Genomic DNA, 10,748 nt, shown 5'->3' on the forward strand with positions numbered 1-10,748 from the left:
GCTCCGTTCCGACCTGACCTTGCTCCCTGCTACAAAGTGGCACTACTTGGACATTGTGGATTGGAAACGCTGTAGTGCTATCGAGCGGTGGATTGTTTCGAGTAGTGTCAGATTCATCCTGCGGCTAAAGCCGCAGGTATTCTCCTTGATTCTGTATAAGCCGCCGCGTGCCGTCTCCGGGTTTCAGGGATAGAAGCTGTTCATCGACGAACGGCGGCGCTGTCTTCGGGTTTTAGTTCCCTGATGTGTGTCTCCAGAAGCATTTCCGGAATCGAATCCGCATATAGTGTCTCACAGTTCGAAACGAGACGCTGAGAGCCCTATCGTTATGGCTATCCGATGCGTAGCAGTGCTCTAGCAATTACGATGACAGAAGGTTCTACTGGAGGTATCGTACGGTGGTTACACGATTCGGATGCCGAAGACATCGATGCAACCGGCGGCAAGGGAGCGAATCTGGCCACTCTGGCACAGGCTGGCCTTCCCGTTCCTCCAGGGTTCGTCGTCACCACCACCGCGTACCGAGCCCTCGTCGATACACCGGAGATTCGGGATGCAATCCGTCGACTGGACGCGCTTGATTCGACTGACACCGATGCACTCGCTACAGCCGCAGCTGAACTCCGGTCGCTCATCGGGAGCCGGGAGTTCGATGGGGCCATCGAGACAGCGGTCGCCGACGCGCTGGCCTCGTTCGACGACACCAACTCGTTTGCTGTCCGGTCGAGCGCCACAGCCGAGGATCTGCCAAGCGCGTCGTTCGCCGGTCAACACGAGACGTTCTTGGGCGTAGCCAGCGACCACGTCCTCGACCGCGTTCGGAACTGCATGGCCAGTCTTTTTACTGACCGAGCGGTCGCCTACCGAGCGCGTAGCGACGTTGACCACGCCAACGCGGAGATGGCTGTCGTTGTCCAGCCGATGGTCAATGCGACGGCCGCCGGTGTCCTCTTCACCGCGGACCCAACGACCGGGAACCGACACGTGGCGTCGGTCGATGCGAGCTTCGGGCTCGGAGAGAGTATTGTCGCTGGTGACGTCACGCCGGACCACGCGCTCGTGAATAGCCAGACCGATGAGATACTGGAGTATTCCATCGGCACGAAGACCATCGCCGTCGAACTACACAAGGATGGCATCGCCGACAAAGCGGGGGGCACACAAAGAGTCGAGCTCCCACCGGATAGACGGGAGTCGCGTGTCCTCACCGACGACCAACTTCGCACCCTCGTCGCGTTCGGCGAGCAGGCTGAACGGCTCCTCGGCGCGCCACAGGACGTCGAATGGGCGCTCGCTGACGGTCAGTTTGTGCTGCTGCAGTCCCGTCCCATCACGTCGCTGTTTCCCCGCCCGTCGCCGGCACCCGATGACGACCGCCTCCACGTATACATCAGCATGGGCCATATGCAGGCGATGCCGGAAGCGATGCCGCCTCTCGTCCGAGACGTCTGGCGAACCTACACTGGCAATGCGTTCTCCGCCGCCGGTCTCGACGCGTCTCTGGGTAACCCGACGGTCGAGGCTGGGGGCCGGATCTATATCGATATCACCCCATTTCTGCGGAACGACACGACGCAGTCGTGGCTGATCGAGCGACTCGCCGCCGTCAATGAACCCATCTCCGCCGGTCTCGACGATATCGTCTCTCGCCGACCGAAAGCGTTCAAGTCCCGTGGGAGTACGGTCGGTGCGCTCCCGGACTACGTCGCAACGGCCGGGCGAGTGGCTCGACTGCTCGGTCCGGCAGTCCCCCGCATCGTTTGGAACCTGCTCAGTGCACTAGTTGGTCGCGGGCCCACTCCCGACGACGAGTCGTGGGCTCGATTGAGCGACCTGTTCGTCGGGGAAGTCACCGATGCTTCGACTCCTGAAGCCCGAGCTCGTGCCGTGTTCGAAGGAATCGACTTCGGACGCTTCCTCCGAGAGGTCTACCCGCAGGTTAGCCCGCTGTTTCTCGCGTTCGCGCTCGGGGGCTGGCTCACGCGGACGTTCCCCAACCACGCCGAGGATGTGAACGCGGTCGGCCGCGGGTTCGAACACGATGTGGTCACGCGCATTAACCTCGGTCTTGGCGACCTCGCCGATGTCGCCCGAACCCACCCGCCTGTTGCGAAGGCCCTCCGCGGCGGGGCCAGCCTCGCTGAGCTCGAGAACGTGGCTGGTGACGAGGTCTTCATCGAGGGGTTCGAGGACTTCCTCGACGAGTTCGGGCACCGCAGTACCGGCGAGATTGACATCAGCAGGCCGCGCTGGCGAGAGGACCCATCGATGCTCCTCGCCGTCGTTCGGGCGAACCTCGCAGACGAGGCGAGGGGCGACCACCACGAACGCATTCGATGGCTCGCGAACGACGCGGAAGTAGCTGCTGCACGTCTCGAAACGCGTGCCGACCACGGTCTGCTTGGGCCGCTTCGCCGTCGCTACGTTCGTCGGCTAATCCGCACATACCGCGACACGGTCTACTTCCGGGAGTACCCCAAACAGGAAGCCGCCCGAGCGTTCACCGCGTGGCGAACGGCGCTACTGGACGTAGGCGCACAGCTCGCTGCCAAGGGCCAGCTCGACCAACCGGACGACGTCTGGTATCTTCACAAGAATGAACTGTTCGCCGCGCTGGACGGCGAATGCGTCGATGTCGATATCGATGCCCGCCGCCGAGAACACGCACGGAATATCGAACTCAATGCGCCGCCCGTGTTGACAAGCGAAGGAGAAGTCATTCGCGGCGATACGGGGACCGAAACTGCCCCTGAGAACGCGCTGGTCGGGACCGGCGTCTCGTCGGGCGTCGTCGAAGGCGTCGCTCGCGTCATCCGGGATCCAAAGACCGCAACGGTCGAGCGCGGCGAGATACTCGTTGCGCCGTCGACCGATCCCGGGTGGACACCGCTGTTCCTGAACGCCGCCGGGCTGGTCTCCGAAGTCGGCGGCTCTGTCAGTCACGGGGCGCTCGTGGCTCGGGAATATGGCCTCCCCGCCGTCGTTTCCGTTTCGGACGCGACGAGACGGATTCAGACCGGGCAACGGATCCGCATCGACGGGACTCGTGGCACGGTCGAACTACTCGACGAAGATCCGAAGACCAGCGACGAGGAGCGTGCTGAGCAGCGCGAGGCTAATTCAGAGAATCGACCGTAGGTTTCGAACACAAGCTTTCCAGGGCCAGAAAACCAGTCTCTCTGTACCGGTGCAGTCCGTTCTTCTCGAGGATTGACTTCCTCCCACCCCTGAAGGGGTGGGATTCCTCCGCGTGGGTTGATTCAGGCCGTACCTGAACCAGCACCGGAGGCAAGATTCCCCTTACGGGTACTCCGGTCTGCGGGTTCCTCTTTGGTCGAATGACCACGGTGTTGCCACCGGTGGTCGTCCCACTCGAGGCACGCAACTGCGTCCCGTGGCCTGTTCTGACCGCGGGCCGCGGGCCGAGCCATCGGCCCACCTTCCAAGTCCGCCTGCTCCGCGAGGAAGTTCACTGCTCCCACCACATCACTGTGCCCCTCGAAACCACACGAGAGACACTGCACAAGGTCGCCGGAACGGTGAACGTTCTTAACACCACACACCGGGCACTCGCTGGACGTGCCTGCCTCGCTTTCCTCATGAACGGTAATGCCGCACTCATCCTCCAACACGTCCTCAAGTCGATCACGGAACCTGCCGTGCGCCCAGAACAAGTCCGTTTTCTCGTTCACGGTCGCACTCCAGTGCTTCTTGCGCACATCGTCGAGTTTTCCGGCGTACAGATCTGTGACGCCTCGCTCGACGAGCCATCGGGCAAGGTGGCGAACGAGCGCATCTTGTGCATGATCGCGCTGCTCTTGCCGGCGGCGGTACAACCGTTCGATTCGGTCGGTGTAGTACCGGTCGTCAGGAAGTCCGGACTGCAAGTCTGCAATTTCCCTCGTGAGGGCGTGGAACTGCTCGAAGCAGGGGCGGCCGTGGAAGACCACGTGGTCGCCCTCACTCGTGACGACGGCGGCGAGGTTGTTTGCGCCGATGTCCACCGCTGCCACCACTCCTTCGTCCTCGCTTGAGGTGGTGGCCAATGTACAGGTGTCGGTGAACCGTCGGACAGGATCAGTGTGGGTGCGTCCGACGGATTGACGTGCGGTGAACGTTTCGGCAGTCCGGTCGTATGAGAGTTCGAGGGAACCGTTCGGGCCCTTCCAGTGTGGGCGGCCCCTGACTTCCAAGCGAAGTTTCTCGTTGTAGCCGAAGCCGTACTTCTCCTTCAATTCCTTGCCCAGCGGGATTTCGAGTCGTGAGCGTTCCCCAAGTTCCAGTGAGTAGGTGTCGTTGCGGATGACGGTGTGGAGTTGGCGAGTGCCATCCTCCTTCCAGTACCCTGGCGCGCTTGGTTCATCGGTGATTTCGTCGTCTTCGGGGTCGCGGTACTTGCGGAGGAGGTCGAAGAAGCCTTTCCATGTCTGCCAGTTCTTGCGGTCGAGTTGCTGTGGGATGCTCGATGAGAGCTGCTGGATGTACTTGTTGCGGTACTCCTCTTGGGAGGCAACGTCGCGGACGATGTCTTTGAGTTCGGCGACGGTGTGGTGGTCGTCCGCGTCGTGCCGTGCGGAGAAGTAGGCTTGGCGGCGGTCGTAGTTGATCTCGTTGAAGCAGGCAGCTGACGAGTCCAACAGTTCGATGAGGGCAAGTCTCCCGCGGTGAGAGAGCGGCCTGACGCTGAACGTGTTGGCTCGTCGCATCCGCCACTTCCTTCGTGTCGGGTGGTGTTAAACGTTTTCCCTCGAAGCCAACGGTTATGGATGAGTAACGGGTACGTGGGGGTATGAGCGAGGATCGTTCGCGCGGCGAAGGCGGGGCGTACGAGCCGGAGGTGTCAGACGAGGATCTACTCGACGTGTTTTGGAAGTCCGAGAAGCCGGTGTTGACGGCGAAACAGGTCGCCGGCGAGGTGAGTATTGGACGGAAAGCAGTGTTGGAGCGGTTACGTGGGTTGGAGAAGCGTGGAGCGGTGGAGCGGATGGAGGTCGGCGCGCGGGCCGTAGTGTGGTGGCCGGTTGAAGACGGTGAATGAACGACCTGGGAATCACGGGCCGGCCGATGGAGCGGTGGAACGTGGAGACCGGGCCTACCACTCAGACCCACCCCTAAAGGGGTGGGCTTCCGCTAGCTTTCTGTCAGACGGCGTTTTCCTGACGAGACGTACCGACCGTGACCTCCTCGTCGGCAGTCAGCGTGCAGACGAACTGGCAGCAGCAATACAGAATCGGATGGATAAAACACCTCAGTGACGAACAGCCCCTCTCACCGAGAGCGAGTCTGGTGGAGTACTCCTCTCCCTGTAACCGGCTGGTAACCGTATCCCTCTTAGCTATTGTGTTCGTCTTGATGGGAAGTCAACGAAATTCCACACCGAATCTCGGCATCGTCTAAGTGTCTGAGATCGCCGTCCTCTTCGGTTTCTTGGTCCTGCTCGTTCTCACTAGCTTGCTGTTCTCCTAACTCACCCATACATGGCTTTCTCTCGTCAACCAACCTATAATTAACGCCGATATTGCTGGCAGTCTCCAAGTCACTCAACCGCTGAGGACACAGTTCCATTGACGAGTGTATACTCCCGGTCACGACTCGTCCCCTCGGCTTCGACGAGATTGTACTGGCTCATCTTCGAGAGATACGTTCGGATAGTTCGCTTCGTCCGGGCGTCGTCTACCTCGCTTGAATAGCAGTCGTGAATCTCGCTTGGTCCAATCGGACCATGTTTCCGGACAATTTCGTAGACGACCTGTTGGTGTGGCGTGAGCGAGTCGAGATTCTTCTGTCTGATCTGGTCGCGTGCATCATCCGCAGCGTCAAGCAAGATGTCGTCGGTAATCTGCCCAGTGTTCTTGCGGTCGGCCGCACTAGCTGCAGTGCGAAGAATCCCAATGGCAAGCCGCGCATCGCCAGCTGCGGCATCGGCGATGCGATAGAGCTGATCGTCCGTGACGGCGTCTTTCTCTAGCCCTCGTTTGGCGCGAGCCGCGAGAATATCGCATAACTGCTCGTCGTGGTATCGGTCCATCCGAACGTGTTCACTGGAGCGGAGACGACTGACGAGGCGGTCGTCGAGACGACTGTAGAGGTCTTCTTGCTCGTTCGCGATACAGATCAGCGCGAACTGTGGAAGGCTATGAAGGTCGTAGATGACATCGGAATCTTCCAGCTGGTCGACTTCGTCGAGGATGACGACCGTTCGCGGACCGTCGTATTTCTGTAGACGGTCGATCAGTTCGTCATGCGGTGTCGACTGCCGATGGATGTCGAGGGTTTCGCCGAGATCGTCCAATAGCTGATAGACCGCTCGAAAGCGGGTGTAGTTGCGCCAACAGTTGATATAGGTCACTTCGATGTCGAGGACCTCCTCACGAAGGCGTTCGGTGACGAACTGTGAGAGGCAGGTTTTCCCAACACCACTAGGACCAGTGACGACAGCAGTGTCAGCAGGCTCGTCGTTTGTTACCGGTTCGAGGACACAGGAGAGATGATTGACTTCGGCGTCACGATGCTGGACTTCACTAGGGACGAAACCAGCCCGAAGCACGCGAGCATCGCGGATCATTCGCTTTGCTGAAGAGATTTCGCATCGAAGTATAAAAGCGTGGACGGGTCGTTTCCGGAAAGCGCGCTACTCACTGAAAATCGCAGCACTGTATTCGTCCGCAGTCGTGTGGTTCTCTCTATATCTGTCCAGCCCGTTGGTGGTTTTCCGGAAATACAGACGCGTGGAACGTATGCGTCTTGAAACCAATAGCCGCTTCGCATGGCCTGAAATCCTGTAGTGGGATTCCTCCGCGTTCACGCGGAGGAGGTCAAGTGCAAGCTCTGTGCAGTCGCCGAAACCGTTATGCGTCTATGTGCAGAACTTGCACATAGAATGAGCGCAAGTGACGATCCGCGACGGGTCCATTTCCAGTCGCCGGAGTATCTCGTTGACCGGCTCGATGCCATCGCAGAGCTCTTCGACAAGGACCGAACGGATCTGCTTGTCGAGGCGATTCGGGAGTACATCGAAGACACGGCCGAGAGCGAGACGTTTCAGGAGTTGGTCGCGACGAAATACTACGACGACCAACTCGATTTCGAGACGGTCAAGCAGTTGGTCGGCGCCGAGACCGCCCAGCGACTCCGCCTCCTCAAAGCGGATCTCGAGGATGAACCACTCGATCTCGCTGCCCCCGACGACGTTGACGTCTACGATGGCGACGCGACAGCGGTCGACACCGCAGCCGACGATGATCGATGAGCGGCCGGCGACTGCGAACGGTCGTCGCCGACACCAGCGCGCTCGTCAGTCTCGCGGTTCCCCGAGCCGACGCGACCGTCGATACCGACGCCCCAGACCCGTTTCAGTATCTGCTCACGTCGTGTGAGGTGTTCGTGCCGTCGGAAGTCGTTACAGAGCTCCGTGACATCACGCAGTATCAGGACATCCACGGGGCAGCTGCGAGTAACGTCCTCGCAGCCCGCAACCACTACACTGTCGAGGATCCGTATGCGCACGAGGAGACACCAGACTCGCGACCAACGTTCGGCCTTGACGACGGTGAAACTGATGGCATCGTTCTCGCGAACGCGCTTGATGTCGACGGGTTTCTCACCGACGAGTTTGGCGGGACGAACTTCCCGCTGATTCACGCTGTGCTGCAGGGTCCGCGGATCGTCCCGACGCCGCGGCTCATCGTCGACTACGCCCGGAACGGGCATCTGAGCCACACGGAGGCTCGAAGGCTCATCACGACGATCAGCCCGCATCGGAGCTGGGAGAATAGTCCCTACGTTACGCAATTGCTCCAGCGTCTTGACGCGTGACCGGCTCCGAGAGCGACGCCGAACACCCAACGTCGGGGACGCTCCCTGAAAACCCTCGCCGCTCGACATTCCACGACCGCACGAGACTTCGTCTCGCTGGCCCACCGCTACGCTCTCCTCGTTCACCGCTTCGGGTGGACAGGTGAGTGCAAGTCGCGTCATCGAAACAGGAAGCCTCACCCTCAACCGCGAGCCATCAGGCGAGCGGTAGGGTGGGGTAGTTCACATGCGGCTGCTGTGGGAGTGAGTCAAGGAAAACAGCCTAGTGAAATGCAGTAGCCTGTCGGACTATCACACAGTTATAGGCAGAGGCGAAATCTCAGCCGGAACTCTTCAACTGCTGATATGGTCAATGCTACCTTACATCATTTGTGGGCCGACAAACATATCCGATAGCGGTACCTACTGATATGGGATATGCACGATCTGACTGGGTTCCAACGAGACCTCATGTACGTCGTCGCTGGTGGTGATGAGCCCCACGGCCTCGCCATCAAAGATGAGCTCGAAGACTACTACGAGCAGGAGATCCACCACGGACGACTCTACCCAAACCTTGATGCCCTTGTCGAGAAGGGCCTTGTCGAGAAAGGGACGCAAGACCGACGAACGAACATCTACACACTCACTCGGCGTGGTCGTCGTGAACTTGAAGCCCGCCGTGACTGGGAACATAAATATATAGAACCTGCAGAGGCGTCGCCTGCATAGCGACCTACAGAGTTCAGGTTTTGCGTTGAGAAACATGCCGCTAAGAGACATAGCATGTCGGTGCTTCAGGTGCCACACAAAACGGTAGTTGGCGTTGTATATCGTGTGGTTCGACCCCTTCTCACTGATACTAATGATTGGGAAACAACATCTCTAAGTATATCCAAAGGATATACATAGGTATGACAGACCGTTTTGAGATCGACGGCGAGGAAGTTCTTGATGGTAAGGTTAGACCGTTTGGGAACAGCGCCCACGTCACCGTCCCGAAACGCTGGCGTGGAGCCGACGTGAAGGTCGTTCGAACCTCAGAACCAACCGAAGAGACTGAAGAATGAGTGGCGCAACTAACGATTCTGCACGAACAGCATCACTCGTTCAAACACTCTGTGAAGCTGAAGGTCATGAGGTGGTTTTCCGGTTCGATGGCCCAATGAGTGTGCCAACGTCGAAATACGATGGGTCATCATACCGCAGTGATACGCTTCCCAAGGCAACGCTGAACGCGACCATCTGGCATGCTAGCGTCGAAGGTGCTGGAGAGACGCTCATGTGCTTTGCAAAAATCAGTATGGAAGAACTGGACCGTGTAGGAATTGACCCTTCGATTGTATACACCGAATCAGGAGAGGGGTCGCCCGAATACTGTGCCGTTGATGTTAATTCTTCACGAAGATGGTGGTTGGATGAGTTCTCTGACCTAACTATGGAGGAAGCAGAACAGGCAATTGAAGAGGATCGCGAAGAAGACGTGCTTCCGCCGTGGGATGGTCTTCCAACCGTCACAGTCAACGTCGAACGAACCGATGAGTGCCAGAGGAAGTCATATAACTCGGGATTCCATATTCAGTACGATCCCCCGACGCACGAGATTGGAAACTTAATCGACGTTCGCATCAAATAACCGGCAAGCCTCTCCTGACTTTCTCCTACTGCTAAAGGTGGGATTCCGCTAATACCGTGTCAAGGAACTGGATTTCCAACTCAATATTCGGTATGATGACCATCTACAGAAGAAACAAGGTGAGTGCCTCGGGACTTGACCCCGAGGTGGTTCACATTGATTCGTTCTTAGCTGGTGATAGTGAGATATTCCGGACTTATCACCAAGTTTGAACGAAGTTTGAAATTTTCACGGCGAAGCGGCTGCCGTATCGCCAGCCTCTGGATCGAACGGGAGATTGATGACGAGTTCGTCGAACCAGACGACCGGGCGTTTGCTCTGGCCGTCTTTCTCGAAGAAGACGATACCCAGTTGAGCAAGGCGACTGAGTTCCTCGTGGACGTTCTTCACGTCCCGGTCAACCACCCGTGCAGCCTCGTTAATACTGGAAGGCTCTTCCCGACGGATGGCTTCGATAAGATCGAGAACGCGCGGCGTCAGTGTCTCCATGAGGTCGTTGTAGTTGGTAAACGAGAGCGTCGGGGTGGAATCCACCGCGTCGCCCTGTTCAAACGCCTTAATGCCCTCAGAGATATCCTCGTGGAACTTACCGGACGACTTGACGGTTATCACAAGGGTTGATTCCGCTCGAAGCTGTTCGCACTCCATCGGGTGCAGCGACGGCGTGGTATCGTTCATGGGGTATCACTGTGGTGTGCTGGCCTCACGTGACCTCGAATTCGGATCTTGGAATCTCGCTCCAGAATCGTTCCCAGAGTTCGACCATTCCGGGGAACTTGATGATGTCTGGGTCGGGGTCTGATGCACCGTGTAGTTCGTGCCCCTTCGTGTCCTCGTGTGAATTGTCGTACCGACGAATCGTCCCGTCGGCAAGTGTGCGGAGTGGGTCCGGCTCCGTCGCGCCGTACTGAAGCTTGTCGGTCCACCCAGACGGGTACGCGTCTCGGTCTGTCTCCATACAGAACAGACGGATGACAGTCCCGTCGAGGGTATTTTCTCTCCTCGCTCACGCCATTGAGGTCGTCGTCGGACTGTGAGGCCATCCTCGTCTATTGGGACACAGATCAATGCTTTGACATCCTCCCGCGCCTAAAGACGCGGGAATCCCAAGTGTTGGGATATTAGGGTTTGCAGTCTCCCTGCTCTCTCGTGTTGAACGACCCGCTCTCGCGGTCGAACAGGAACACTCCCGGCTGTGCCAACCAGCCGTTACTCATATCCCCCGTCGGGGGACTCTGAGTTATCTTGCGCCGAATATTCACTGCACCGTTCACGTCTGCGTTCATCATCGTTTCGCACGACGAACAGACGTACAGAC

At 58.5% G+C, this 10,748-nt stretch carries 10 protein-coding genes and 2 pseudogenes; 7 read left to right on the plus strand and 5 right to left on the minus strand.

The window, feature by feature from the left end:
* Positions 1-366: 366 nt before the first annotated feature.
* Positions 367-3,138, plus strand: coding sequence for a PEP/pyruvate-binding domain-containing protein (locus EGH23_RS25835; RefSeq protein WP_220582859.1), 2,772 nt, complete (start codon positions 367-369; stop codon positions 3,136-3,138).
* A gap of 122 nt (positions 3,139-3,260) precedes the next feature.
* On the opposite strand, the gene EGH23_RS25840 is transcribed toward EGH23_RS25835, so the two are convergent.
* Positions 3,261-4,706, minus strand: a complete 1,446-nt coding sequence (locus tag EGH23_RS25840; RefSeq protein ID WP_220582860.1) for an RNA-guided endonuclease InsQ/TnpB family protein — start codon at positions 4,704-4,706, stop codon at positions 3,261-3,263.
* Positions 4,707-4,789: 83 nt separating this feature from the next.
* Between EGH23_RS25840 and EGH23_RS25845 the strand changes: the two genes are divergently transcribed.
* A complete protein-coding gene (locus EGH23_RS25845; protein ID WP_220582861.1) occupies positions 4,790-5,038 on the plus strand; it encodes a hypothetical protein in 249 nt (82 codons plus the stop codon).
* A gap of 498 nt (positions 5,039-5,536) precedes the next feature.
* Here EGH23_RS25845 and EGH23_RS25850 read toward each other — a convergent pair whose 3' ends face one another.
* Complete coding sequence (locus EGH23_RS25850) at positions 5,537-6,565, minus strand: Cdc6/Cdc18 family protein (protein ID WP_220582862.1); 1,029 nt, start codon at positions 6,563-6,565, stop codon at positions 5,537-5,539.
* A gap of 315 nt (positions 6,566-6,880) precedes the next feature.
* Here EGH23_RS25850 and EGH23_RS25855 point away from each other — a divergent pair, with 315 nt between their 5' ends.
* From EGH23_RS25855 to EGH23_RS25875, 5 genes are all read left to right on the plus strand, one after another.
* Positions 6,881-7,249, plus strand: coding sequence for a ribbon-helix-helix domain-containing protein (locus EGH23_RS25855; protein ID WP_236045105.1), 369 nt, complete (start codon positions 6,881-6,883; stop codon positions 7,247-7,249).
* Positions 7,246-7,815 carry a hypothetical protein gene (locus tag EGH23_RS25860; protein ID WP_220582864.1) on the plus strand — a complete coding sequence of 190 codons (570 nt, stop codon included), beginning with the start codon at positions 7,246-7,248 and terminating at the stop codon, positions 7,813-7,815. The genes EGH23_RS25855 and EGH23_RS25860 overlap by 4 nt, the downstream gene beginning before the upstream one ends.
* Before the next feature lie 417 nt (positions 7,816-8,232).
* Positions 8,233-8,526: a PadR family transcriptional regulator gene (locus EGH23_RS25865; RefSeq protein ID WP_220582865.1), complete on the plus strand. Its 294-nt coding sequence runs from the start codon at positions 8,233-8,235 to the stop codon at positions 8,524-8,526.
* 182 nt (positions 8,527-8,708) lie between these two features.
* Positions 8,709-8,864: a DUF2080 family transposase-associated protein gene (locus EGH23_RS25870; RefSeq protein WP_220582866.1), complete on the plus strand. Its 156-nt coding sequence runs from the start codon at positions 8,709-8,711 to the stop codon at positions 8,862-8,864.
* Positions 8,861-9,430 carry a hypothetical protein gene (locus tag EGH23_RS25875; RefSeq protein ID WP_220582867.1) on the plus strand — a complete coding sequence of 190 codons (570 nt, stop codon included), beginning with the start codon at positions 8,861-8,863 and terminating at the stop codon, positions 9,428-9,430. The genes EGH23_RS25870 and EGH23_RS25875 overlap by 4 nt, the downstream gene beginning before the upstream one ends.
* Before the next feature lie 228 nt (positions 9,431-9,658).
* Here EGH23_RS25875 and EGH23_RS25880 read toward each other — a convergent pair whose 3' ends face one another.
* From EGH23_RS25880 to EGH23_RS25890, 3 genes and pseudogenes are all read right to left on the minus strand, one after another.
* Positions 9,659-10,108 (minus strand): HVO_A0114 family putative DNA-binding protein, encoded by a 450-nt coding sequence (locus tag EGH23_RS25880; RefSeq protein ID WP_220582868.1) that lies wholly within the window; start codon positions 10,106-10,108, stop codon positions 9,659-9,661.
* A gap of 25 nt (positions 10,109-10,133) precedes the next feature.
* Positions 10,134-10,473 (minus strand): annotated as a pseudogene (locus EGH23_RS25885) (toxin-antitoxin system TumE family protein).
* A gap of 78 nt (positions 10,474-10,551) precedes the next feature.
* Positions 10,552-10,748 (minus strand): annotated as a pseudogene (locus EGH23_RS25890) (RNA-guided endonuclease TnpB family protein); the annotation flags it as partial.

The sequence above is a fragment of the Haloarcula nitratireducens genome, assembly GCF_019599505.1.

What these genes read in the sequence shown, in the direction of transcription:
- EGH23_RS25860 (WP_220582864.1), top strand. Translation starts at nt 7,246, where the DNA reads ATGAGCGGCCGGCGACTGCGAACGGTCGTCGCCGACACCAGCGCGCTC.
- EGH23_RS25850 (WP_220582862.1), bottom strand. Translation starts at nt 6,565, where the DNA reads ATGATCCGCGATGCTCGCGTGCTTCGGGCTGGTTTCGTCCCTAGTGAA.
- EGH23_RS25840 (WP_220582860.1), bottom strand. Translation starts at nt 4,706, where the DNA reads ATGCGACGAGCCAACACGTTCAGCGTCAGGCCGCTCTCTCACCGCGGG.
- EGH23_RS25865 (WP_220582865.1), top strand. Translation starts at nt 8,233, where the DNA reads ATGCACGATCTGACTGGGTTCCAACGAGACCTCATGTACGTCGTCGCT.
- EGH23_RS25845 (WP_220582861.1), top strand. Translation starts at nt 4,790, where the DNA reads ATGAGCGAGGATCGTTCGCGCGGCGAAGGCGGGGCGTACGAGCCGGAG.
- EGH23_RS25880 (WP_220582868.1), bottom strand. Translation starts at nt 10,108, where the DNA reads ATGAACGATACCACGCCGTCGCTGCACCCGATGGAGTGCGAACAGCTT.
- EGH23_RS25835 (WP_220582859.1), top strand. Translation starts at nt 367, where the DNA reads ATGACAGAAGGTTCTACTGGAGGTATCGTACGGTGGTTACACGATTCG.
- EGH23_RS25870 (WP_220582866.1), top strand. Translation starts at nt 8,709, where the DNA reads ATGACAGACCGTTTTGAGATCGACGGCGAGGAAGTTCTTGATGGTAAG.
- EGH23_RS25875 (WP_220582867.1), top strand. Translation starts at nt 8,861, where the DNA reads ATGAGTGGCGCAACTAACGATTCTGCACGAACAGCATCACTCGTTCAA.
- EGH23_RS25855 (WP_236045105.1), top strand. Translation starts at nt 6,881, where the DNA reads ATGAGCGCAAGTGACGATCCGCGACGGGTCCATTTCCAGTCGCCGGAG.